The organism is Stutzerimonas degradans (assembly GCF_024448505.1).
Taxonomy (GTDB): Bacteria; Pseudomonadota; Gammaproteobacteria; order Pseudomonadales; family Pseudomonadaceae; genus Stutzerimonas; species Stutzerimonas degradans.
Window position 1 is genome coordinate 53,388 of the sequence record NZ_JAMOHV010000002.1, and the last position, 24,326, is coordinate 77,713.

Below are 24,326 nucleotides of genomic sequence, written 5' to 3' on the forward strand. Positions count from 1 at the left end.
ACCTTCGCTCAATCAGCGAATGCGTGCGCACACTTCGGTGGCCGCGAAGAAGTAGGCGATCTCGCGTGCAGCGGAGGCTTCCGAGTCGGAACCGTGCACGGCGTTCTCGTCGATGGAGACGGCGAAGTCAGCGCGGATAGTGCCAGCTGCGGCTTCTTTCGGGTTGGTGGCACCCATCAGTTCGCGGTTCTTGGCAATGGCGTTCTCGCCTTCCAGAACCTGAACGATGACCGGACCGGAAGTCATGAAGGCAACCAGATCCTTGAAGAAGCCACGCTCGCTGTGCTCGGCGTAGAAGCCAGCGGCTTCACGCTCGGACAGCTGAACCATCTTGGAAGCGACGACGCGCAGGCCGGCCTTCTCGAAACGGGTGGTGATTTCGCCGATCACGTTCTTGGCGACGGCATCGGGCTTGATGATGGAGAAGGTGCGTTGCAGGGCCATGTAGGACTCCAAAACTGATGGGTTAAAGCGAACGAACAAACCCGCGAATCATACGCGGGTTCGGGTCAAAACATAAGGGTAGTCGGCAGCCAGAAGCTCGAGCGAAGCCGTATCGGCACCAGAGAGAGTAGCCGGTTATTGCGCCTCTTCGATCCAGGCGGCTTGGATGGCTTCCAACACTTTCTCGCCGCCACGCTGTGGATCATCGGAAAAATCCGGCAGCTCCAGCACCCAGCGATGCAGTTCGACGAAGTTCACGTAGCGCGGGTCGACCTCAGGCCGCGCTTCGGCCAGCTCGATGGCGATATCCAGTACATCGGTCCAATGCAGACTCATGAATGCCTCAATGCCCTTCGGAAACCTGGTTGATGGTGTACTTAGGAATTTCCACGACCAGATCGGCCTTGTCGACCACAGCCTGACAGGACAGGCGCGAGGTCGGCTCCAGCCCCCAGGCCTTGTCCAGCATATCGTCCTCGAGCTCATCGGATGGTTCCAGACTGGCGAAACCTTCGCGGATCACTACATGGCAGGTGGTGCAGGCACAGGATTTCTCGCAGGCGTGCTCGATCTCGATGCCGTTGCGCAGCGCGGCATCCAGTACGGTTTCGCCGGCTTGCGCCTCGATCACGGCGCCTTCTGGGCAGTGCTCGGCATTGGGCAGGAAGATGATCTGCGGCATCTGGGTCATTCCTCGATATCGTTGAGCCGTCGTCCGGCCAGCGCGGCCTTGACGGTTGAATCCAGTCGACGCGCAGCGAAGGCATCGGTGATCTGGCTGAGTCGCTTGCTCTGGCGCTCGATCGCAACGCCGTCCGGACTGTCGAGCAGCGCGCGCAGCGCATTCATCTGCTCTTCGATGGCTTCGCGCTCCTCAGCACTCAGCAGTCGCTCGCCATCAGCCGCCAGCGCCGCCTCCACGGCCTCCAGCAGCCGCTGGGCATCCACCAGCTGTTCGCGCAGTGCGCGGGCCTGCTTGTCCTCACCCGCCTTGCGGAAGGAGTCCTCGAGCATGCGCGCAATTTCGCCGTCGGTCAGCCCGTAGGATGGCTTGACCTGGATGCTCGCCTCGACGCCCGAGGTCAGCTCGCGCGCAGAAACACTCAGCAGCCCGTCGGCATCGACCTGAAACGTCACACGGATCTTCGCCGCCCCCGCCACCATCGGCGGAATGCCGCGCAGCTCGAAGCGCGCCAGCGAACGGCAGTCGGCGATCAGTTCGCGCTCACCCTGCAGCACGTGAATCATCATGGCCGACTGGCCATCTTTATAGGTGGTGAAGTCCTGGGCGCGCGCAACCGGAATGGTGGTGTTGCGCGGGATGATCTTTTCCATCAGCCCGCCCATCGTCTCCAGGCCCAGCGACAATGGAATCACATCGAGCAGCAACAGTTCGTTGCCGTCACGATTGTTGCCGGCAAGGGTTTCGGCCTGGATCGCGGCACCGATGGCCACTACTTCGTCCGGATCGATATCGGTCAGCGGCTCGCGACCAAACAACTGCCCAACCAGGCTGCGCACCAGCGGAACCCGCGTCGAACCGCCGACCATGACGACTGCACTGACTTCATCCGCCTCAATGGAGGAATCGCGCACCGCACGCCGACAGGCCTTGAGGCTGCGCGCAACCATCGGCTCGATCAGCGCATCGAACGTCGCCCGATCCAACTGCCCTTGCCAGCCCGCATAGCTGATCGGCGCGCTATCGGCATCGCTCAGATGCTCCTTCGCGGCACAGGCAATCTTCAGCAGCTCGCGCTGCGCACCTGGCTCAAGGTCACCGGAAACGCCGGCCTGATCGAGAATCCACCCGGCCACGGCATGATCGAAATCGTCACCGCCCAAGGCGGTATCACCACCGGTGGCCAGCACTTCGAACACACCCTTGGTCAGGCGAAGAATGGAAATATCGAACGTGCCGCCGCCCAGATCGTAGATCGCGACCACGCCCTCGGCCTGTCGATCGAGGCCATAGGCAACCGCCGCAGCAGTCGGCTCGTTGAGCAGGCGCAAAACATTCAGCCCGGCCAGCCGCGCCGCATCCTTGGTAGCCTGGCGTTGCGCATCGTCGAAGTACGCCGGCACCGTGATCACCGCACCCACCAACTCCCCGCCAAGCGTCGCCTCGGCGCGCTCGCGCAGCGCTCGCAGTATCTCCGCGGAAATCTCCACCGGACTCTTGGGGCCCTGCACCGTCTCAATGAACGGCATCTGTGACTCGCCCCCACTGAAGCGATAGGGGAGCTGCTCACCCAACTGCTTCACGTCGGCAAGACCACGCCCCATGAGGCGCTTGACCGAGCTGATAGTATTGAACGGATCGCTCGCTGCCGCGACCTTGGCGGCATGCCCCACTTCAACGCGGTCGGCGTGGTAGCGCACGACCGAAGGCAATATCACCTGTCCATCGGTATCTGCCAGCGGTGCCGTGACACCGCTGCGCAGAGCAGCTACCAGCGAATTGGTGGTGCCCAGATCTATTCCGACGGCAAGACGCCGCTGGTGAGGCTGAGGGCTTTGTCCGGGCTCGGCAATCTGAAGTAAGGCCATATCTGTCTGATGTCGAGCGCAGCGCCAGGCGCCACGCGAAGGTTAATCGTCGAGGCGCTCTTCGAGTTGGCGCACTTCCTGGGACAGCTTGTCGAGAAACTGCATGCGGCGCACCAGGCGCTCGGCCTCTTCCCGCGCTGCAGCATCGCGCCAGATCTGCGCGAAACGCTCATCCAGCGCGCGCTGGGCATCCTTGAGGCGCACCTTGAAAGTGGCGACCCCCGGGAGGTCGACCTGCTCATGCAATGCCTCTAGTTCTTCACGCCAATGCATCTGCTGCATGAGGAACTCCGGGTCCTGCACAGTGGCTTCCAGGGGCAGGTCGTGCCCCTGCAAGCTCAACAGATAGCGCGCACGACGGGCCGGCGCCTTGAGCGTCTGGTATGCCTCATTGAGGTTGGCCGAGCGCTCCAACGCTTGACGCTGCTCGGACTCGCCGGCGTCAGCAAAACGGTCGGGGTGAACCTGACGCGCCAGATTTCGATAGCGCTCCGACAGGTCGTTCAGATCGAGATCGAACTCCGGTTGCAGATCGAAAAGCGCGTAATGACAGGGATTGCCCACAGCGTCCTCAGATATTGAAGCTCTCGCCGCAGCCGCATTCGCCACGCACGTTGGGGTTATTGAACTTGAAGCCTTCGTTTAGCCCTTCGCGGACGAAATCGAGCTCGGTACCGTCAAGATAAACGAGGCTTTTCGGATCGATGATGACCTTGACGCCATGACTTTCGAACACCGCATCCTCGGCACCGGTTTCATCGACGAACTCCAGCACATAGGCCAACCCGGAGCAGCCGGTGGTCCTGACGCCCAGCCGCACGCCTACGCCCTTTCCACGCCCCTGCAACGAACGATTGACATGCTGGGCCGCGGCTTCGGTCATGGTGATAGCCATCGACAAACCTCCTTAGAGCAGGCCTTTCTTCTCGCGATAGTCGCGCACGGCGGCCTTGATCGCGTCTTCGGCAAGTACCGAGCAGTGAATCTTCACTGGCGGCAGCGCCAGCTCTTCGGCGAGCTGGGTGTTCTTGATGGTTTCTGCCTCTTCCAGCGTCTTGCCCTTCATCCACTCGGTAGCGAGGGAGCTGGAGGCAATGGCCGAACCACAGCCATAGGTCTTGAACTTGGCGTCTTCGATGATGCCCTGCTCGTTGACCTTGATCTGCAGTCGCATCACGTCGCCGCATGCCGGCGCACCGACCATGCCGGTGCCGATGTTCGGATCCTCGGCGTCGAACTTGCCGACGTTACGCGGATTTTCGTAGTGGTCGATGACCTTTTCACTGTAAGCCATGATGCAATCCTCTCTGAATCAAGCGTTGCGGAGCCGACGGCTCAGTGGGCCTGCCACTCGACCTTGGAAATGTCGACACCGTCTTTGAACATGTCCCACAGGGGAGACAGCTCACGCAATTTGGTTACCGCTTCGCTGACCTTCTGCGCTGCGTAATCGACTTCTTCCTCCGTGGTGAAACGCCCGAAGGTGAAGCGAATCGAGCTGTGCGCCAGTTCGTCGTTGCGCCCCAGGGCGCGCAGCACGTAAGAGGGCTCGAGCGAGGCGGAGGTACAGGCTGAACCGGAGGAAACCGCCAGGTCCTTGAGCGCCATGATCAGCGACTCGCCTTCTACATAGTTGAAGCTGAGGTTGAGGTTGTGCGGCACCCGGGCGGTCATGCTGCCATTCACATACAACTCCTCCAGGTGCTCGACCTGCCTAAAGAAACGGTCGCGCAAGGCGCGAATATGCTCGCGCTCCTGAACCATCTCCTCCTTGGCAATCCGGAAGGCTTCGCCCATTCCGACCAACTGGTGGGTCGCCAGCGTACCGGAACGCATGCCGCGCTCATGTCCACCACCATGCATCTGCGCCTCGAGACGCACACGCGGCTTGCGACGCACATAAAGCGCACCCACGCCCTTCGGCCCGTAGGTCTTGTGTGCCGAGAACGACATCAGATCGACCTTCATCGCCTCCAGATCGATCTCGACCTTACCGGTGGACTGCGCGGCATCGACATGGAACAGCACGCCGCGGGCACGGGTCAGCTCGCCGATGGCGGCGATATCGTTAATGGTGCCAATCTCGTTATTCACATGCATCACCGACACCAAGATGGTGTCCTCGCGCAACGCCGCCTCAACCATCGCCGGCGTGATGATGCCGTCCTCGCCCGGCTCGATGTAGGTCACCTCGAAGCCTTCGCGCTCGAGCTGGCGAGTGGTATCCAGAACCGCCTTGTGCTCGATCTTGGTGGTGACGATGTGCCTGCCCTTGCTGGCATAGAAATGCGCCACACCCTTGATCGCAAGGTTGTCGGACTCGGTAGCACCGGAGGTCCAGACGATTTCACGGGGATCGGCATTCACCAGCTCCGCCACCTGGCGACGAGCATTCTCCACCGCCTCTTCGGCGCGCCAGCCGAAGGCATGCGATCGGGAAGCCGGATTACCGAAATTGCCGTCGATAGTCAGGCATTCGATCATCTTCGCGGCAACACGGGGATCAACTGGAGTGGTGGCGGAATAATCCAGGTAAATCGGCAGTTTCATTCGCTTGTCTCCTAATCAGGCGGTCGTCCGGCTCATTCGATGGCGGACGCTTCGATCTTATCCAGCTGCGGTGAGCCACCGCTGGCGCGCCGCATGTCCTGGCGCAGCGCAACCTGCTGCACATCCTGGCGCTTGACCAGATCAGCCAGGCTGATGCTGCTTAGAAATTCATGTATCTGCTGACTCAGATCGCACCATAGGTGGTGAGTCAGACAGGTATCCCCGGAATGACAGCCTCCGAGACCCTGGCAGCGAGTGGCATCAACGGACTCATTAACGGCATCGATTACCTGAGCGACCTGGATACCCGCCATGTCACGAGAGAGCTGATAGCCGCCACCAGGTCCACGCACACTGGTGACCAGGCTGCCACGCCGTAACTTGGCGAACAGCTGTTCAAGATAGGAAAGCGAAATGCCCTGCCGCTCCGAAATATCGGCGAGGGAAACCGGCCCATGCTGCGCATGTAGCGCCAGATCGAGCATGGCGGTCACTGCATAACGGCCTTTAGTGGTCAATCGCATCGGCTTGCACCAAGCATCACGGTTTGGATGCGATTATGCTATTTCCGAGTAATTAGGTCAACTATATGCCCTATTAAATTACTCAGGAATTGGTCGGACGATCCGAGCGCGCGAAAAGTGGACCGAGCAGTCACGCCGGAAAGGCCCGCATGATAGCAGCTGCCCACCGGCGCACGCATCAAGAGCGCGGGACATCCTCTTCGGCAGCCTTGACCTCCGTGAAATCCTCTTCGCGCAACTGCGGCAGGTCCTCAGCACAGTAGTCGCTCCCCAGCGCCTTGAGCGCCCCGCACATGCCTTCCAGGCGGTCTTCCACTGCCTGAACATGATCGAGCAGCTGCCCGATCGCACGCGCAACAGGATCCGGCATGTCGCCGCTGACACCGTACGCATCGAAGCCGATTTTTTCCGCGATTGCCTTGCGCTTTGCTTCTTGCTCGTCATCCGACTTCACGATGATGCGCCCCGGAATGCCGACCGCGGTCGCCCCGGCCGGCACTGCCCGTGTTACCACGGCATTCGAGCCAATCTTGGCGCCGGCGCCCACCGTAAATGGCCCGAGAATCTTGGCGCCAGCACCGACGATCACTCCATCTTCCAATGTCGGATGGCGCTTGCCTTTGTTCCAGCTGGTACCGCCTAGCGTGACGCCGTGATAGAGCGTGACATCGTCGCCGATCTCGGCGGTCTCGCCGATGACGATACCCATGCCGTGGTCAATGAAGAAGCGCCGACCGATACGCGCCCCCGGATGAATCTCGATGCCGGTCAGCCAACGCCCCAGGTTCGAGCTCATACGCGCCAGCAGCTTCCATTCGCGCACCCAAAGCCAGTGCGAAAAGCGGTGGATCCAGATCGCGTGCAGGCCCGGATAGCAGGTAACGACCTCCAGCGAGTTACGCGCAGCCGGGTCGCGATGAAATACGCTCTGGATGTCTTCGCGCATGCGTTCGAACATTTATTCCTGCCTCCGCTCGTGGGGCTCGCCGCGAACAGCCTTCTGTGTCTCGGTGAGAATACCGCGCAGAATATTCATTTCCAGCTTGCTGATGCCACTGCGCCCGTAAAGCCGACGCAGACGCGGCATTAGATGGCGAGGCTTGGCAGGGTCGAGGAAGCCGATCTCGATTAACGTCTGCTCGAGGTGACCGAAATAGTGCTCAAGCTCGTCCGCGGTGACGGGCTGGACATCGAGCATCGCCGTGGTTTCGAGCTTTTCCATCTTGGTGGGCTGCCCCTGCACGGCTAGCCATGCCATGCGCACTTCATAGGTCAGCACCTGCACCGCGGCAGCCAGGTTCAGCGAGCTGAATTCCGGACTGGAGGGAATGTGCACGTGGAAATGGCAGCGCTGCAGCTCCCCGTTGGTGAGCCCGGCATATTCACGACCGAATACCAGAGCCACCTCACCACCCTGCTCAGCCTGCTCAAGACTTGCTGTTGCGCATTCGCGCGGATCAAGCAGCGGCCAGGGGATACGGCGGTCGCGGGCGCTCGTTCCAAGCACCAGCGTACAGCCTACCAGCGCCTCCTCGAGTGTCGCCACGACCTGGGCGCCATCGAGGATGTCAGTAGCACCGGAAGCTCGGGCCACGGCATCCGAGCTGGGAAAATCCTCAGGATCGACCAGCACCAGACGTGACAGGCCCATGTTCTTCATGGCGCGAGCCGCCCCCCCGATGTTGCCGGCATGACTGGTGTTGACCAGCACCACGCGGATATTTTGCAGCGACACTGTGGTTTCTCGGCGCGAAAAAACGGACGCAAAGCTTACCGCAGCACGGCGCCAGCCATCCAGCGAACGCAGTACATCGCCCGCTACATGCGCGGCGGCTTTCCTGATAGAATTTCCGGCTTTCTTTAAACGACCAGGTATCGATCCATGCAGCCCATGCTGAATATCGCGCTGCGCGCCGCCCGCAGCGCCGGCGAACTCATTGTCCGTTCCACCGAGCGCCTGGACGTCATCTCGGTCAGCGAAAAGGACAGCAGGGATTACGTCAGCGAGATCGATCGCGCTGCCGAACAGGTGATCGTCAATGCGCTGCGTAAGGCCTACCCGAACCACGGCATTCTCGCCGAAGAAAGCGGGCTGCTCGAAGGCAGCGGCGACGGCAGCGACTACCTGTGGATCGTCGATCCGCTGGACGGCACTACCAACTTCCTGCGCGGCGTTCCCCACTACGCCGTGAGCATCGCCTGCAAATACCGCGGGCGCTTGGAACATGCCGTGGTGCTCGACCCGGTACGCCAGGAAGAATTCACCGCTAGCCGTGGCCGCGGCGCAGCACTCAATGGTCGCCGCCTGCGTGTCAGTGCGCGCAAAAGCCTGGAGGGCGCGCTGCTCGGAACCGGCTTTCCGTTCCGTGACGGTCAACTGGACAATATCGACAGCTACCTGAACATGTTCCGCAGCCTGGTCGGACAGACCGCCGGCCTGCGCCGCGCAGGTGCTGCAAGCCTGGACCTGGCCTATGTGGCGGCCGGCCGTTACGACGCGTTCTGGGAATTCGGTCTTTCCGAGTGGGACATGGCAGCCGGAGCCCTGCTGATCCAGGAAGCCGGCGGACTGGTCAGCGACTTCGCCGGCGGTCACGAATTCCTGGAAAAGGGCCAGATCGTGGCAGGCAACACCAAGTGCTTCAAGGCGGTGCTGACCGCCATCCAGCCTCACCTGACGCCGTCGCTCAAACGCTGAGACGAATAAAAAACGCCCCGATTGGGGCGTTTTTTATTTCGGGCTAAACCTGAAATTACTGTTGCGACAATACCAACTGGCCATCGCGTACCGGGATGGTGTCGCCCGGCTCTCGATCCATACGGACCTGCCCCACCTCACCCGCCAGATCGTACTTAACGTCGTAGCCAACGATACGATCTTCAACGTCGGTCACGGTGTCGCAGCGCGTCTCCGTCGTCGTATAGGTGTCGCCAGCCTGCATGTTGCCCTGAATCTTGTTGCCTGCATAACCGCCGGCGGCCGCGCCAGCCACGGTGGCGATCTTCTTGCCATTGCCACCACCAATCTGGTTGCCCAGCAGACCACCAGCCACCGCACCGATTACCGTACCGGCGATCTTGTGCTGGTCCTGAACAGGGCGCTGCCGTGTCACCGCAACGTCCTTACAGACCTCGCGGGGTGTCTTGATGGACTCCGTTACAGTCTTGACCGCCAGGACCTTAGCAAACTCCGGCTCACGATCAACCAGACTGTAAGTCGCCAACGCACCACCTGCAGTCGCCACAACCGCACCCAGAATCGCCCCTGTCACCATTGACTTGTTCACTTCTTGCTCTCCTTCTGCAGAGCGCAGCCTGCCTGTGCCGATCAGACAGGCTGGAGCGCAAAAAGTTTCCTCAATGCAGACGCGCTGAGCGCAGGATGCGTGGCGCGATCAGGGTCGCTCATCCACCTCGCTGGCAGCCGGCGGCATGAGGTCGGTGGCAGTCAGCTTCAGCCACACCAGCACCGTTGCCCCAATATAAACAGACGAGTAGGTACCCACCACCACGCCGATCAGCAGGGCCAGCGCGAAGTTGGCGAGCGTATCCCCACCGAAGACCAGCAACGCGATGAGCGCGAGCGCCGTGGAGAAAGAGGTCGCCATCGTCCGCAACAGCGTCTGGGTAACCGAGATATCGATATTCTCGATCAGATCCGCCTTGCGCAGTAAACGGAAATTCTCGCGAATCCGGTCATAAATGATGATCGTATCGTTGAGCGAATAACCGATCATTGCCAGGACCGCCGCCAAAACCGTCAGGTCGAACGGAATCTCGAAAAACGCGAGAATACCCAAAGTCAGAATGGTGTCGTGCGCCAGCGAGGCGATCGCCCCGACCCCGAACTTCCATTGGAAGCGGAATGCGAGATAAACCATGATCCCGCCCAGCGCCAGGAGCATCGCCAGGCCACCCTGATCGCGCAGCTCCTCACCGACCTGGGGGCCGACGAATTCGACACGCTTTACCTCGAAACGGGCCGAAGGATCGATGGTCTTCAACGCCGCACTGATCTTGCTGCCCAGCTGCGGATCATCGCCGGCCAGGCGGATCAGTACATCTGTGGTCGCACCGAAACTCTGAACCACCGCATCGGCATATCCCGCCTGGCCCAGCTCACGCTTGATCACTTCCAAATCGGCCGGCTGCTCGTACTGCAGCTCGATCAACGTGCCGCCGGTAAAATCCAGGCCGAAGTTGAGGCCCTTGCCGATAAGCGCCACCAGGCCGACGACAGTCAGCAGTAGCGTGATGGCGAACGCGATATTGCGGATCGCCATGAAACGAATGGTGTTCTTGATCATGGTCGTGCCCTCAGATCCACAACTTCTTGACGTTACGACCGCCGAAAATCAGGTTGACCATACCCCGGGTAAACATGATGGCGGTGAACAGGGAGGTCAGAATCCCCAGCGACATCGTCACCGCAAAACCCTTGATCGGCCCCGAGCCCAGCGCAAACAGAATCCCGCCGACCAGCAGAGTGGTCAGGTTACTGTCGAGAATCGCCGAGTAGGCGCGGTCGAAGCCTTCATGAATGGCGCGCTGAACCGAGAGGCCATTTTTCAGCTCCTCGCGAATACGCGAGAAGATGAGCACGTTCGCATCCACCGCCATGCCAAGCGTCAGCACGATACCGGCGATACCAGGCAGCGTGAGCGTGGCGCCGATGATCGACATCAGACCGACCAGCAGCACCAGGTTGAACGCCAGTGCGACAGTCGCCAGCACGCCGAAGAACTTGTAGATGAGGATGACGAAAATCGATACGAAGATCAGCGCCCACCACGTCGATTCGATACCCTTGTCGATGTTCTCGGCGCCCAGGCTCGGGCCGATGGTCCGCTCTTCGGCGAAATACATCGGCGCCGCGAGCCCACCGGCGCGCAGCAATAGCGCCAGTTCGGAGGATTCGCCCTGTCCATCCAGTCCGGTAATCCGGAACTGGCTGCCCAGCGGCGACTGGATAGTCGCCAGACTGATGATCTGCTTCTCTTCCTGGAAGCTCTGCAGCATGACTTCCTGCTCCACGCCGTCGACGCTCTGTCGTACATAGCGGGTAACCGGCTTCTGCTCGATAAAAATGACCGCCATGCTGCGCCCGACGTTATTGCGGGTGGCGCGGTTCATCAGATCACCGCCGTGACCATCAAGACGAATATTGACCTGAGGTCGGCCGTTTTCGTCATAGCTGGCCTGAGCGTCAGTCACCTGATCACCGGTAATGATCAGGCTGCGCTCAAGCGCTACCGCCGGGCGGCCTGGCTCACGAAACTCGAAGGACTCGGTGGTCGCGCGCGGAGCGTCGGGCTCGGCGGCGAGACGAAATTCGAGGCTGGCCGTCTTGCCGAGGATGCGCTTGGCTTCGGCGGTATCCTGAACACCGGGCAGCTCGACCACGATTCGATTGGCACCTTGACGCTGGACCAGCGGCTCGGACACGCCCAGTTCGTTGACCCTGTTGCGCACGGTCGTCAGGTTCTGCTTGATCGAATACTCGCGAATTTCCGCCAGCTTGGCTTCGGTCAACGCAACGTTCAGGACTTGCTGCTCGCTACGCTCGGTGCTGGTCAGCTCGAAATCCGTGAAGTTCTTGCGTACCAGCGCCTGAACGCGTCCCAAGGTTTCGCTATCGGCAAAGCCCAACTGGAAGGCGTCGCCACGCGACGGCAGACTGCGATAACGAATCCGCTCCTTGCGCAGCAGTGCCTTGACCTCGCCCTCGTAGACCTGCATGCGAGCGGCAACGGCCTTCTCCATGTCAACTTCGAGGAGGAAATGCACGCCGCCGGACAGATCAAGCCCGAGCTTCATCGGACTGGCGCCCAGATTACGCAGCCATTGCGGAGTCGTCGGGGCCAGGTTCAGAGCGACCACGTAGTCGTCTCCCATGACCCGGCGCACGGCTTCCTTGGCCGGCAGCTGATCCGACAGTCGTTCAAGACGCAGCAAGCCGCCGTTCTCGGCGACTTCGGCAGCTTTCACCGCAATGCCAGCCTGCTTCAACGCACCAACCGCACGGTCGAGCGCGGGCTGGTCAACCTTCAGCGTCGTGCTGGCGCCGGTAAGCTGAATTGCCGGGTCGTCGGGATAGAGATTAGGTGCGGAATAGACCAGGCCAATAGCCAGCACTGCCAGGATCAGCAGATATTTCCACAGGGGATACTTGTTCAGCATGATGCCGCCCACTTAAAGACGCGGGGCGCCTTGCGCGCCCCGTCGTGGTATTGAATGAAGTCAGCTCAGATGGCCTTCAGCGTGCCTTTTGGCAACGTCGCGGCGATTGCCACTTTCTGGAACTTCAGTTCGACATTATCAGACACCTCGACCACCACGAAGTCATCGGCAACCTTGGTGACCTTGCCAGCGATGCCACCGGAAGTGACAACTTCGTCACCCTTCTGCAGACCGCCAATCAGGTTCTTGTGCTCTTTGGCGCGCTTGGCCTGGGGACGCCAGATCATCAGATAGAAGATGACCAGAAAACCGACCAGGAAAACCCATTCGAAACCAGTACCGGCAGGACCAGCAGCAGCCTCCTGGGCATGGGCGACGGGGATCAGAAAGCTCATGTAGCACTCCTGTTGCTTAAGATGGATTCGAGGAAATTTGTCATGCAGCCGGCGGCGTTGGCATACCGCGTCGGGCATAGAAGGCGTCGACAAAGGCCGCCAATGTACCTTGTTGAATAGCGTCGCGTAAACCAGCCATCAGACGCTGATAATGTCGCAAATTGTGGATTGTATTCAGCATGCTACCGAGCATTTCACCGCACTTGTCCAGATGATGCAGATAGGCGCGGGAGAAGTGCTGGCATGTATAGCAATCACAACCGGCGTCCAGTGGCGAGTTGTCGTGCCGGTGGATCGCATTGCGAATCTTGATCACGCCCGTATCGGTAAAAAGATGACCATTGCGCGCGTTGCGGGTCGGCATCACGCAGTCGAACATATCGACACCACGACGAACGCCTTCGACGAGGTCCTCCGGCTTGCCAACCCCCATCAGGTAACGTGGCTTGTCCGTGGGCATGCGCGGCGGCAGGAAATCGAGCACACGAATCATCTCCTCCTTCGGCTCGCCCACCGACAAACCGCCAATCGCCAGACCGTCGAAGCCGATTTCGCAAAGACCGTCCAGAGAACGCATGCGCAGCGATTCATACATGCCACCCTGCACGATCCCAAATAACGCCGCCGGACTATCGCCATGCGCGACTTTCGAACGCTTGGCCCAGCGCAGCGAAAGCTCCATTGACCGCTGCGCCGTCTCCTCGTCGGCCGGATACGGAGTGCACTCGTCAAAGATCATGACGATATCCGATCCCAATTCACGCTGGACCTGCATCGACTCTTCCGGCCCCATGAACACCTTGGCGCCATCGACAGGGGATGCGAAATACACGCCCTCCTCCTTGATCTTGCGCATCGCCCCCAGGCTGAACACCTGAAAGCCACCGGAGTCGGTCAGAATCGGCCCCTGCCATTGCATGAAATCGTGCAGATCACCGTGCTGCCTGATCACTTCAGTGCCAGGACGCAGCCAGAGGTGAAACGTGTTGCCGAGTATGATCTGCGCCCCGATACCTTCGATGTCACGCGGCAGCATGCCCTTGACCGTGCCGTAGGTACCCACCGGCATGAACGCCGGCGTTTCGACCGTTCCGCGGGGAAACGTCAGTCGACCCCGGCGCGCCTTGCCATCGGTGGCAAGCAACTCGAACGACATGTGACAGATGCGACTCATTGGTTTTCCTCGGGTCCGCGCGCAGCCTTGTTGCGCGTTATGAACATGGCATCGCCGTAACTGAAGAAGCGATAGCCCTCCCGCACTGCCTCGGCATAGGCCGCCATCGTTTCGGGATAACCGGCAAAAGCCGCCACGAGCATCAGCAGTGTCGACTCTGGCAAGTGAAAATTGGTTACCAGCGCGTCCACGACATGAAAGGACTTGCCGGGATAGATGAAGATATCGGTGTCGCCACTGAACGGCTGCAGCTCGCCGCTGCGTGCAGCCGTTTCCAGCGAGCGCACGCTGGTGGTCCCAACCGCTATGACTCTGCCACCGCGCGCGCGACAGGCAGCCACCGCATCGACCACCGCCTGACTCACCTCCAACCATTCCTGGTGCATGTGGTGATCTTCGATTCGCTCGACACGCACCGGCTGAAAGGTCCCGGCACCGACGTGCAGGGTGACGAACGCGGTTTGCACGCCCTTTTCCTGCAGCGCCGCCAGCAGCGCCGCATCGAAATGCAGACCGGCCGTAGGTGCGGCAACAGCTCCGGCGTGCTGTGCGTAAACGGTCTGGTAACGCTCCCGATCCGCCTGCTCATCGGCACGATCTATATAAGGAGGCAACGGCATGTGCCCAATCCGTTCAAGCAGCGGCAACACTTCTTCGCTGAAGCGCAGCTCGAACAGCGAATCATGTCGCGCCATCATCACCGCTTCGCCGCCACCGTCGAGAACGATAATGCCGCCGACCTTCGGAGATTTGCTGGCTCGCACATGCGCGAGCACACGATGGCTGTCGAGCACGCGCTCGACAAGAATCTCGAGCTTGCCGCCAGATGCCTTGCGCCCAAACAAACGAGCAGCAATCACCCGAGTATTGTTGAACACCATCAGATCACCGGACTGCACATACTCGAGCAGATCGATAAAGCGGCGATGCGCCAGCTCGCCCGTCTCTCCATCGAGCACCAGCAGGCGACTCGCGCGACGCTCCGCCAGCGGATGGCGCGCGATCAGAGAGTCCGGGAGTTGAAAAGAGAAATCAGAGACTTGCATGGTTTTGGCGGGATATTGGCGGGGCGCAAAGCTTAGCGGAAAGACCACCCAATCGCCACGTCGGCGATTGACCGCTCAATCGCTCATCCCTATACTGCGCCGCCACTGTGCCTCGATGGCGGAATCGGTAGACGCAGCGGATTCAAAATCCGCCGCTGGCGACAGCGTGAGAGTTCGAGTCTCTCTCGGGGCACCATTCATTGCCAACGACCGCGGGTCCTCGGCAGCATCATGTCATTCTGATCAACGGCAAGGCTTCTCGGTAAGCGAACCAGCTGAATCGGAGGCAGAATGACAGCAAAACGATCGTTACGATCTGCATAGCTTCATCCGAACAGTAATACTGATCCGAAGCGTCACAAGTCGGCATTCACTCATGCTATTCACACGCCAAATCCAGGCAAGAGTGAAGGCAACAGCGCCGACTTGGCATCACTCTACAACGCATGAATATGCATCGCCGAAGAGGCACTTTCACATGACTTCGAGGGGTTGGCATTCCCCGACGAGTTATCGTAGAGTGTGCCCACTGTGTTTGCATGGGTCGCTGTTGAATCGTGACCTGGTGCAGTAGATCTTCAGATCCGCTCTCCGCTCGACTCTCTTACTCTTTGCAACCAGTTCCAGCTTTCCTGCGCCATGCAGGGGGCAATTCTACTTTTGAGTTTCAAGGATACAAAGACATGTCGAATCGTCAGAACGGTACCGTCAAGTGGTTTAACGACGAGAAAGGTTTTGGTTTCATCACTCCCGAGAGCGGTCCGGATCTGTTCGTGCACTTCCGCGCGATCGAAGGCAACGGCTTCAAGAGCCTGAAAGAAGGCCAGAAAGTCAGCTTCATCGCCGTGCAAGGTCAAAAGGGCATGCAGGCTGATCAGGTCCAGATCCTGGGCTGAATCACCGCTCCGAAAAGCCCCTGATGGCAACATCAGGGGCTTTTTTATGCACGCAATTCCGTAGAATGCGCGCCTTGTACCAACCATCAGGATTCGAGATGAGCCGACACCTGCTCAGCCCGCAGGGCCAGTTCCCCGCCGCCAGTCTGATACGCCGCCTCGCCGCCATGTTCTACGACAGCCTGCTGTGCATCGCACTGATGATGGTGGTAACCCTGTTCTACCAACAGGTGCTGCTGCGAATGTTCTATGGCAGCCAACAGCTGAAGGCCGTGGCCGACGCTGGCGGCCTGGATATCGACCCGCTGCTTTCGACGCTGCTGATGTTCAGCCTGTTCGCCTTCTTCGCCAAGTTCTGGACTCACAACGGCCAGACACTCGGCATGCAGGTCTGGGGTATTCGCATTCAGAACAAGGACGGCACGGCCATCGACCTGTGGCAGGCGCTGCTGCGCTTCCTGATCGCGATCATGTCCTGGCTGAGCCTGGGACTGGGGCACCTATGGATGCTGTGGGATAAGGACAAACGTACCTGGCAGGACATTTACTCGGAGAGCCAGGCCGTACAATTGCCGAAAAATACCCACAAGAAGTAAGCAGAAGGCGGAAGAGGCTTCGACAGGTGTCACCCTGCCGAAGCGAGCGGTTCCAAGCGGCGGAATCGCTCTGGACATCACCCCCCATGCGCCGCAGCTTGAAACCGTTATCACCCCGTCATCCAGCTCTACGCAACAGCCAGACACCGATCAGCGCACAGATTCCCGCCGGCAGCGCGACCGCCAGCAATGGCGAGAAGCCGAAAACCTGACTCGCCGGCCCGAGCAGATCCTGAATGATGCGGAAGACGAATCCGACCACCACGCCGGTGAAGATGCGCTGACCCAGCGTCACCGAGCGCAACGGGCCGAAGATGAACGAAATTGCGAGCAGCACCAGCGAGACAGTCACGGCGGGCTGCAGCACCTTCGTCCAGAACGCCAGCCAGTAACGCCCGTTGTTGAGCCCCTGATCCGCCAGGTAATGGATGTAACGCCACAAACCGGTGATCGACAGCGACTCCGGCGCCACCACCACAATCCCCAGCAACTGCGGCGTAAGCTGGACATCCCAGCGTTCTTCGCTCGCCTGCGCTACTTCGGTGTGATCGCCGCGAAAATGCGTGGTCGCGATGTTGCTCAGCAACCAGTGATCATTCTGGTAGCTGGCGCGCTTGGCGAAACTGGCCGACAGCAACCGCCGCTCATCGTCGAAGCGGTAGCGCGTCACCCCAACCAGCACGCCTCCCGGCTGCACGGCGTTGACGTGCACAAATTCGTTTTCCTGCCGATGCCAAAGGCCGCGCTTGCTGCTCTGCGCCTCGCCCGCACCCTGCGCCAGCGAACGGCGTGCCTGGGCAATATCCTCGGCCCAAGGCGCCGCGTATTCACCGATCAGCACGCCGACCAGCAGTAGCACGAGAGTCGGCTTCATCACCGCCACGACGATGCGGCCGAGCGAAATACCGGCAGCCCGCATCACGGTCAACTCGCTGCTGCTGGCCAGCGTACCCAGACCGATCAGGCAGCCGATCAGCACCGCCATCGGCAGCATCTCGTAGAGCCGCCGCGGTGATGTCAGCAGCACATATTCCAGCGCATCCGCCAGCCCGTACCCGCCCTCGACATCGCCCAACTCGTCGATGAAGGCGAACAGCAGGGCCAGGCCGACGATGATGCCCAGAACGGTCAGGATCGCCAGAAAGACATGGATCGCGATGTATCGATCAAGCTTAACCATGCGCCACCCCCGGCGCCGCGCGACGCTTCTTCAATCTCAGCATCAACGGCTCCCAGTACAACATCAGCAGGCCTATCGCGAAAAACAGCCCGTGCACCCACCACAAACCGAGCGCCATCGGAATCCGTCCCTTGTCGAGCGCGCCGCGCACAGCGATGAGCAACGCCAGATATGTCATGTAAAGCAGGATCGCTGGCAGCAGCTTGAGGAAACGCCCCTGACGCGGATTGACGCGAGCCAGCGGCACAGCGAGCAGGGTCACGACAAACACCAGCACCGGCATGGACAGGCGCCACTGCAGTTCGGAGCGATGACGCAGGTTGTCGCTGCCAAGCAGCTCCCGCGTCGGCATTGCCTCGCGCTCGCTCAGCTCGACGGCCACCTGCGGCTTGGGCAGCAGCACGCCGTAGGTGTCGTACTGGATGGCGCGGTAGTCGGCCTGGCCGGGATTGCCGTCGTAACGGAAGCCATTCTCCAGGATCAGGTAGCGACTGCCGTCAGGCTGGATCTCCTGTCGTCCACTTTCGGCCACCAGCACGGAAACCCCACGCGCCTTGCCGGAACGGGCCGATGTGTTGGTCTCGGAAATGAATACCCCTGCCAGCTCGCTGCGATCGGCCGAAAGCTCACGTGTATAGGTCACCCGTGAACCATCGCGCAGGTTCTGAAAGCGCCCCGGCACCAGCGTGTCGAACTCGGTCAGCGAATCCTGCTGATTGAGGATGCGGTCCACTTCGGCAATGCCCTGCGGCGCAAGTCCGAGGCTCAGCCAGCCGACCAGCGCAGCCACCAGAGCCGCTGGCGCGAGGCTGTAGAGCAGTAGACGACGCTGACTCATCCCGGTGGCCGAGAGCACCGTCATTTCGCTATCGAGATACAGCCTTCCATACGCCAGCAGTATGCCGAGAAACAGGCCGAGCGGCAGAATCAGCTGCAGGAAGCCTGGCAGACGGTATCCCATGATCAACAGCAGCACGCCCGGGTCGAGCAACCCCTGCGCAGCCTGGGCCAGGTACTTGATGAAGCGCCCACTCATGATGATCACCAGCAGCACGGCGCTGACTGCGCTCACGGTGACCAAAAGCTCGCGGGACAGATAACGAAAGACGATCAAACCGGACACTCCAGGGTTGTCAGGCTCCGACGGCTACGCTCAAACTAGCCGCCAGTTGCCGGTTCGCCGAGCTAGACCGTTGAAATGGCAGCACATCCGCCGTCAACAGCCGGCAGGCGAACCACCGGAAAAATTGGCCTGGCATTATCCTGCAAACCCAACTCTTTGTCTTGGGGACTCCCGTCATGGAATTCGTTGTAAAGACCGCGAAAGCATCCGCGCTGAAAACCGCCACGCTGGTTCTGCCAGTCGGTGAAGGGCGTACCCTCGGCGAAACGGCCCAAGCCGTCGATTTCGCCAGTGGCGGTGTCATCAGCTCGATCCTCAAGCGCGGCGATCTCGACGGCAAGGTCGGACAGACTCTGCTGCTGCACAGCCTGCCGAATCTGAAGGCCGAACGCGTGCTGCTGCTCGGCGTCGGCAAGAACAACGAGCTGGATACCCGCCAGTGGCGCAAGGCGCTCGGTGCCGCAGCCGGCGTACTGAAGAGTCTCGGCGGTTCCGATGCCGCGTTCACCGTGCAGGATGTGCAGGTCAAGGGCCGCGACACCTATGGCAAAGTTCGCCTGCTGGCGGAGCTGCTCGCTGACAGCGCCTATGTGTTTGAACGCTTCAAGAGCAAGAAAGCCGACCCGCGCGCACTGAAGAAAGTCGTCCTGCTCTGCGACAAGTCGCAGCAGGACGACATCGAGCGCGCCGTCCGTCACGCCTCGGCCATCGCCTCAGGCATGGCGTTGACTCGCGACCTCGGCAACCTGCCGCCGAATCTGTGCCACCCGAGCTTCATGGCCGAGCAGGCGCGACAGCTCGGCAAATCCTTCAAGGGCCTGAAGGTGGACGTGCTCGATGAGAAGAAGCTGCGGGACCTGGGCGCCGGTGCGTTCCTCGCCGTAGCCCAAGGCAGCGAGCAGCCGGGCTGCATCGTGGTCATGCAGTACAACGGCGGCGCCAAGGGCGAGCAGCCCTATGCGCTGGTCGGCAAGGGCATCACCTTCGACACCGGCGGCATCAGCCTCAAGCCGGGCCTGGGCATGGACGAGATGAAGTACGACATGTGCGGCGCCGCCAGCGTGCTCGGTACCTTCCGCGCAGTGCTCGAACTGCAGCTGCCGATCAACCTCGTCGGCCTGCTCGCCTGCGCCGAGAACATGCCCAGCGGCAAGGCCACCCGTCCCGGCGATATCGTCACCACCCTGAGCGGTCAGACCGTCGAGATCCTCAACACCGACGCCGAAGGCCGCCTGGTGCTGTGCGATACGCTGACCTATGCCGAGCGCTTCAAGCCGCGCGCGGTGATCGATGTCGCCACCCTCACCGGTGCCTGCATCGTCGCGCTTGGCAGCCATACCTCGGGCCTGCTCGGCAACGATCAGGAACTGGCGCAGCAGCTGCTCGGCGCCGGCGAACAGGCCGGCGACCGCGCCTGGCAGCTGCCGTTGTTCGACGAGTACCAGGAGCAGCTTGACAGCCCCTTCGCCGACATCGCCAACATCGGCGGGCCGAAGGCTGGCACCGTCACCGCGGCCTGCTTCCTGTCGCGCTTCACCAAGCAGTATCCCTGGGCGCATCTGGACATCGCCGGCACCGCCTGGATCAGCGGTGGCAAGGAAAAGGGCGCAACCGGCCGCCCGGTCCCGCTGCTGACCCAGTACCTGCTGGACAGGGCCCTCTGAAATGCCCTGCCGCCCGCGTGCGTCCACCTGCCGGAGCGGCTCGCCGCGCGCCGGCAGTGACGGAACGCGCCGATGACCCGCATCGAGTTCTACGTGCTGCCCGACGACAATCCGCTCGGGCGCCTGCGCGCGGCCTGCCAGCTGGCCGCCAAGGGCTGGCAGCACGGCCTGCCGGTGTTCATCCGCTGTCACGACGCCGCACAATGCCAGCAGCTCGACGAGCTGCTATGGAGTTTTCGCACGGAGCGCTTCATCCCCCACGAGCACTACGCGGACGACCCCCAGGCACCGGTGGTCCTCGGTCTTGAGCAGGCGCCGGCGCAGCCGCAAAGCCTGTTGATCAACCTGGCGACGACGCTGTCGCCGCACGTCGATCAGTTCAGCCGAATCATTGAGATCGTCAATCAGGAACCGGACCTGCTGATGGCCTGCCGGGACAACTTCCGCCTCTACCGACGGCACGGTTACGACCCCAGGCGGGTCGAACTGTAGACCGCTGGAAGCTCAAGCCCGGAATTCGCCATGACGCCCAAATCCCCCGACAAACCCGCTCAGTTGCTCGACGACCTGGAGTCCATCCGCGCCCTGCTCGGCGACCAGGATCCGCCCCTGCTGACCGAACAGCTGGACCCAGCCAGCATTCCCCTGCTCTCGGATGTCGTAGCCCCCCCACCTGCACCTCAGCCTGTCGCCACGCCGCAGCCCGAACGGCGCGAACCGGCGGCACGGGCCGCGTTCCGCTCGCTGGCCGAACGACACCTGGATCACGAGTTGCGCATGGCGGCTAATCTCATTCTGCAGGAGGTGATAGACGATTTCGTCCCGCAGATCGAGGCCGAACTGAAGCGCCGCCTCGAACGTCGCGTGGACGAACTGGTGCACACCCCCAAGAACTAGAGCGCCGCGCTGCAACGATTCCTGCGCTGACGCCTAGCCCGGACGCGATTTGGCTTTATACTCGCCCGTTTTTCCGATCAGCCGTTCTAAGGGTCCCGCCGCATGGACAAGACCTACCAGCCGCACGCCATCGAGACTTCCTGGTACCAGACCTGGGAATCGAACAACTATTTCGCGCCGCAGGGTTCCGGCGAGCCCTACACCATCATGATCCCTCCGCCGAACGTCACCGGCAGCCTGCACATGGGGCATGGTTTCAACAACGCGATCATGGATGCGCTGATCCGCTGGCGCCGCATGCAGGGCCGCAACACCCTGTGGCAGCCGGGCACCGACCACGCGGGCATCGCCACGCAGATGGTGGTCGAGCGCCAGCTGGGCGCGCAGGGCGTCAGCCGCCACGATCTGGGCCGCGCGAAATTCCTGGAAAAGGTCTGGCAGTGGAAGGAAGAGTCCGGCGGCAACATTACCCGGCAGATCCGTCGTCTGGGTTCTTCGGTGGACTGGTCGCGCGAGCGCTTCACCATGGACGAGGGCCTGTCCGAGGCGGTCAAGGAAGCCTTCGTGCGTCTGCACGAAGATGGCCTGATCTACCGCGGCAAGCGCCTGGTCAACTGGGACACCAAGTTGCACACCGCCATTTCCGATCTGGAAGTGGAGAACCACGACGAGAAGGGCCACCTCTGGCACCTGCGCTATCCGCTGGCTGACGGTGCGCGCACCGCCGACGGCAAGGATTACCTGGTAGTCGCCACCACCCGCCCGGAAACCATGCTCGGCGATGCCGCCATCGCCGTGCACCCCGAGGACGAGCGCTACAAGAGCCTGATCGGCCGTCACGTCATGCTGCCGCTGGTCAACCGGCTGATTCCGATTATCGCCGACGACTACGTCGACCTCGAATTCGGCACCGGCTGCGTGAAGATCACTCCGGCCCATGACTTCAATGACTACGAGGTCGGCAAGCGCCATCACCTGCCGCTGATCAATATCTTCGACCAGAACGCCTGCGTACTGGCCCGCGCCCAGGTGTTCGATATCGACGGCACGGTCAACGACAAGGTCGATGGCAGTCTGCCCGACGGCTATGCGCACATGGACCGCTTCGATGCGCGCAAGGCGATCGTCGCCGAGTTCGACGCGATGGGCCTGTTGGAGAAGATCGACGACCACGCATTGAAAGTGCCGCGCGGCGACCGCTCCGGCACCATCATCGAGCCGTGGCTGACCGACCAGTGGTACGTCTCCACCAAGCCGCTGGCCGAAAAGGCCATCGCTGCGGTGGAGAACGGCCAGATCCAGTTCGTACCCAAGCAGTACGAGAACATGTACTTCAGCTGGATGCGCGATATCCAGGACTGGTGCATCAGCCGCCAGCTGTGGTGGGGCCACCGCATCCCGGCCTGGTACGACGAGGCGGGCAACGTCTATGTCGGCCGTGACGAAACCGAAGTGCGCAAGCGCTACGAAATCCGCAACGACGAACCGCTGCGCCAGGACGAAGACGTACTGGACACCTGGTTCAGCTCCGGGCTGTGGACCTTCTCCACGCTCGGCTGGCCGCAGCAGACCGAATTCCTCAAGACCTTCCACCCCACCGACGTGCTGGTCACCGGCTTCGACATCATCTTCTTCTGGGTTGCCCGGATGATCATGCTCTCGACCCACCTGACCGGACAGATTCCGTTCAAGACCGTCTACGTCCACGGTCTGGTGCGCGACGGTCAGGGCCAGAAGATGTCCAAGTCCAAGGGCAACGTGCTCGACCCGCTGGATATCGTTGACGGCATCACCCTCGACGAACTGCTGCAAAAACGCACCAGCGGCATGATGCAGCCCAAGCTGGCCGAGAAGATCGCCAAGCAGACCCGCGCCGAATTCCCCGAAGGTATCGCCAGCTACGGCACCGACGCGCTGCGCTTCACCTTCTGCTCGCTGGCCTCCACCGGCCGCGACATCAAGTTCGACATGGGCCGCGTCGAGGGCTACCGCAACTTCTGCAACAAGCTGTGGAACGCCGCCAACTTCGTCTTCGAGAACACCGAGGGCAAGGACACCGGCGTAAATGGCGAGCCCGTCGAGCTGTCGGCGGTGGACCGCTGGATCATCTCCACCCTGCAGCGCACCGAGGCCGAAGTCACCCGCCAGCTGGAAGCGTTCCGCTTCGACCTGGCCGCCCAGGCGCTGTATGAATTCATCTGGGACGAGTACTGCGCCTGGTACCTGGAGCTGGTCAAACCGCTGCTGTGGGATGAGACCGCCAGTATCGAACGCCAGCGTGGCACCCGCCGCACTCTGGTGCGCGTGCTGGAAACCGCGCTGCGTCTGGCGCATCCGTTCATGCCGTTCATCACCGAGGAAATCTGGCAGCGCGTCGCACCGCTGGCCGGCAAATCGGGCCCGACATTGATGCTGCAGCCGTGGCCGGAGTTCGACCCGTCGCGCTTGGACGAAGATGCCGAAGGCGACATCGAGTGGATCAAGGCCTTCATGCTCGGCATCCGCCAGATTCGCGGCGAAATGAACATCTCAATGGCCAAGCGCATCGACGTGGTGCTGAGCAACGCCTTGCCGCTCGACCTGCGCCGACTGGCCGACAACGAGCCGCTGCTGAAGAAGCTGGCCAAGCTGGAAACCGTGCGCACCCTTGCAGCGGGCGAAGAAGCGCCACTGTCGGCCATCGCCCTGGTTGGCGATCTGCAGGTGCTGGTGCCGATGGCCGGGCTGATCGACAAGGACGCCGAACTGGCGCGGCTGGACAAGGAGATCGCGCGGCTGGACGGCGAGGTCAAGCGCGTCGGCGGCAAGCTGTCCAACGCCGGCTTCGTCGACAAGGCGCCGCCAGAAGTGATCGACAAGGAGCGCGCCAAGCTGGCCGAGGCCGAACAGGCCAAGGCCCGTCTGGTCGAGCAGCGCGAGCGCATCGCCACGCTGTAAAACACAAAGGCCGGCATCGATGCCGGCCTTTTGTTATCGATCATCTTGATTGATCGCAACGCATCGCCGGCGGCGAGCAGCCATCATGTCGCCGCCATATTCGAACAAAAACTGACAGAGCGCATAACGCTTCGCGTCAGCGAATCTCGCCTGTAACGCCAGCTTCGATT

General features: G+C 61.3%; 26 protein-coding genes and 1 tRNA gene. 8 read left to right on the top strand and 19 right to left on the bottom strand.

Going from position 1 to position 24,326, the window contains the following annotated elements; all coding sequences use genetic code 11:
• Positions 1-12 precede the first annotated feature (12 nt).
• The 11 genes from ndk to trmJ form a co-directional block, all read right to left on the bottom strand.
• Positions 13-444, bottom strand: a complete 432-nt coding sequence (ndk, locus tag NAV27_RS02990) for a nucleoside-diphosphate kinase (protein ID WP_003288300.1) — start codon at positions 442-444, stop codon at positions 13-15.
• A 135-nt stretch (positions 445-579) separates the two neighbouring features.
• Positions 580-780, bottom strand: coding sequence for a Fe-S cluster assembly protein IscX (gene iscX, locus NAV27_RS02995; RefSeq protein WP_003288298.1), 201 nt, complete (start codon positions 778-780; stop codon positions 580-582).
• A gap of 7 nt (positions 781-787) precedes the next feature.
• A complete protein-coding gene (gene fdx, locus NAV27_RS03000) occupies positions 788-1,126 on the bottom strand; it encodes an ISC system 2Fe-2S type ferredoxin (RefSeq protein WP_003288296.1) in 339 nt (112 codons plus the stop codon).
• 5 nt (positions 1,127-1,131) lie between these two features.
• The gene (hscA, locus tag NAV27_RS03005) at positions 1,132-2,994 is read right to left on the bottom strand and encodes a Fe-S protein assembly chaperone HscA (RefSeq protein WP_102827286.1); all 1,863 of its coding nucleotides are present in this window, start codon (positions 2,992-2,994) and stop codon (positions 1,132-1,134) included.
• Positions 2,995-3,036: 42 nt separating this feature from the next.
• Positions 3,037-3,558 (bottom strand): co-chaperone HscB, encoded by a 522-nt coding sequence (gene hscB, locus NAV27_RS03010; protein ID WP_008568053.1) that lies wholly within the window; start codon positions 3,556-3,558, stop codon positions 3,037-3,039.
• Between the two features lie 7 nt (positions 3,559-3,565).
• Positions 3,566-3,889 (bottom strand): iron-sulfur cluster assembly protein IscA, encoded by a 324-nt coding sequence (gene iscA / locus NAV27_RS03015; protein WP_008568054.1) that lies wholly within the window; start codon positions 3,887-3,889, stop codon positions 3,566-3,568.
• 12 nt (positions 3,890-3,901) lie between these two features.
• Positions 3,902-4,288, bottom strand: a complete 387-nt coding sequence (iscU, locus tag NAV27_RS03020) for a Fe-S cluster assembly scaffold IscU (protein ID WP_043296172.1) — start codon at positions 4,286-4,288, stop codon at positions 3,902-3,904.
• 41 nt (positions 4,289-4,329) lie between these two features.
• Positions 4,330-5,544 carry an IscS subfamily cysteine desulfurase gene (locus NAV27_RS03025; protein ID WP_102827287.1) on the bottom strand — a complete coding sequence of 405 codons (1,215 nt, stop codon included), beginning with the start codon at positions 5,542-5,544 and terminating at the stop codon, positions 4,330-4,332.
• Positions 5,545-5,576: 32 nt separating this feature from the next.
• Positions 5,577-6,068 (bottom strand): Fe-S cluster assembly transcriptional regulator IscR, encoded by a 492-nt coding sequence (gene iscR, locus NAV27_RS03030; protein ID WP_102827288.1) that lies wholly within the window; start codon positions 6,066-6,068, stop codon positions 5,577-5,579.
• Positions 6,069-6,246: 178 nt separating this feature from the next.
• Positions 6,247-7,026, bottom strand: a complete 780-nt coding sequence (gene cysE, locus NAV27_RS03035; RefSeq protein ID WP_054093817.1) for a serine O-acetyltransferase — start codon at positions 7,024-7,026, stop codon at positions 6,247-6,249.
• Positions 7,027-7,803: a tRNA (cytosine(32)/uridine(32)-2'-O)-methyltransferase TrmJ gene (gene trmJ / locus NAV27_RS03040; protein ID WP_102827289.1), complete on the bottom strand. Its 777-nt coding sequence runs from the start codon at positions 7,801-7,803 to the stop codon at positions 7,027-7,029.
• A gap of 147 nt (positions 7,804-7,950) precedes the next feature.
• Between trmJ and suhB the strand changes: the two genes are divergently transcribed.
• Positions 7,951-8,766 carry a type III secretion system regulator SuhB gene (suhB, locus tag NAV27_RS03045; protein ID WP_102827290.1) on the top strand — a complete coding sequence of 272 codons (816 nt, stop codon included), beginning with the start codon at positions 7,951-7,953 and terminating at the stop codon, positions 8,764-8,766.
• A gap of 55 nt (positions 8,767-8,821) precedes the next feature.
• On the opposite strand, the gene NAV27_RS03050 is transcribed toward suhB, so the two are convergent.
• The 6 genes from NAV27_RS03050 to queA form a co-directional block, all read right to left on the bottom strand.
• Positions 8,822-9,355, bottom strand: coding sequence for a glycine zipper 2TM domain-containing protein (locus tag NAV27_RS03050; RefSeq protein WP_008568061.1), 534 nt, complete (start codon positions 9,353-9,355; stop codon positions 8,822-8,824).
• A gap of 108 nt (positions 9,356-9,463) precedes the next feature.
• Positions 9,464-10,372 carry a protein translocase subunit SecF gene (gene secF, locus NAV27_RS03055; RefSeq protein WP_180981394.1) on the bottom strand — a complete coding sequence of 303 codons (909 nt, stop codon included), beginning with the start codon at positions 10,370-10,372 and terminating at the stop codon, positions 9,464-9,466.
• 13 nt (positions 10,373-10,385) lie between these two features.
• Positions 10,386-12,248, bottom strand: coding sequence for a protein translocase subunit SecD (gene secD, locus NAV27_RS03060; RefSeq protein WP_008568064.1), 1,863 nt, complete (start codon positions 12,246-12,248; stop codon positions 10,386-10,388).
• 65 nt (positions 12,249-12,313) lie between these two features.
• On the bottom strand, positions 12,314-12,643 hold the full coding sequence (gene yajC / locus NAV27_RS03065) for a preprotein translocase subunit YajC (protein ID WP_008568065.1): 330 nt from the start codon (positions 12,641-12,643) through the stop codon (positions 12,314-12,316).
• A gap of 40 nt (positions 12,644-12,683) precedes the next feature.
• Complete coding sequence (gene tgt / locus NAV27_RS03070) at positions 12,684-13,799, bottom strand: tRNA guanosine(34) transglycosylase Tgt (RefSeq protein ID WP_180981395.1); 1,116 nt, start codon at positions 13,797-13,799, stop codon at positions 12,684-12,686.
• Positions 13,800-13,813: 14 nt separating this feature from the next.
• Entirely contained in the window at positions 13,814-14,863 is a 1,050-nt protein-coding gene (gene queA, locus NAV27_RS03075) for a tRNA preQ1(34) S-adenosylmethionine ribosyltransferase-isomerase QueA (protein WP_102827293.1), read from the bottom strand.
• Between the two features lie 109 nt (positions 14,864-14,972).
• On the opposite strand from queA, the gene NAV27_RS03080 reads away from it, so the two are divergent.
• From NAV27_RS03080 to NAV27_RS03090, 3 genes are all read left to right on the top strand, one after another.
• A tRNA-Leu gene (locus tag NAV27_RS03080) sits at positions 14,973-15,059 on the top strand.
• A gap of 487 nt (positions 15,060-15,546) precedes the next feature.
• Entirely contained in the window at positions 15,547-15,759 is a 213-nt protein-coding gene (locus tag NAV27_RS03085; protein ID WP_003246255.1) for a cold-shock protein, read from the top strand.
• A gap of 98 nt (positions 15,760-15,857) precedes the next feature.
• Entirely contained in the window at positions 15,858-16,355 is a 498-nt protein-coding gene (locus NAV27_RS03090; RefSeq protein ID WP_008568069.1) for an RDD family protein, read from the top strand.
• Positions 16,356-16,473: 118 nt separating this feature from the next.
• Here NAV27_RS03090 and lptG read toward each other — a convergent pair whose 3' ends face one another.
• On the bottom strand, positions 16,474-17,535 hold the full coding sequence (gene lptG / locus NAV27_RS03095) for an LPS export ABC transporter permease LptG (RefSeq protein ID WP_102827294.1): 1,062 nt from the start codon (positions 17,533-17,535) through the stop codon (positions 16,474-16,476).
• Positions 17,528-18,649: an LPS export ABC transporter permease LptF gene (gene lptF / locus NAV27_RS03100; RefSeq protein ID WP_102827295.1), complete on the bottom strand. Its 1,122-nt coding sequence runs from the start codon at positions 18,647-18,649 to the stop codon at positions 17,528-17,530. Before lptF ends, lptG begins: the two co-directional genes overlap by 8 nt.
• A gap of 185 nt (positions 18,650-18,834) precedes the next feature.
• Here lptF and NAV27_RS03105 point away from each other — a divergent pair, with 185 nt between their 5' ends.
• The 4 genes from NAV27_RS03105 (at position 18,835) to NAV27_RS03120 (ending at position 24,156) form a co-directional block, all read left to right on the top strand.
• Positions 18,835-20,322, top strand: coding sequence for a leucyl aminopeptidase (locus tag NAV27_RS03105; protein ID WP_102827296.1), 1,488 nt, complete (start codon positions 18,835-18,837; stop codon positions 20,320-20,322).
• Between the two features lie 72 nt (positions 20,323-20,394).
• Positions 20,395-20,814: a DNA polymerase III subunit chi gene (locus NAV27_RS03110; protein WP_102827297.1), complete on the top strand. Its 420-nt coding sequence runs from the start codon at positions 20,395-20,397 to the stop codon at positions 20,812-20,814.
• Between the two features lie 30 nt (positions 20,815-20,844).
• Positions 20,845-21,219: a DNA polymerase III subunit chi gene (locus NAV27_RS03115; RefSeq protein WP_102827298.1), complete on the top strand. Its 375-nt coding sequence runs from the start codon at positions 20,845-20,847 to the stop codon at positions 21,217-21,219.
• Between the two features lie 102 nt (positions 21,220-21,321).
• Complete coding sequence (locus NAV27_RS03120) at positions 21,322-24,156, top strand: valine--tRNA ligase (RefSeq protein WP_102827299.1); 2,835 nt, start codon at positions 21,322-21,324, stop codon at positions 24,154-24,156.
• The last annotated feature ends 170 nt before the right edge of the window (positions 24,157-24,326 follow it).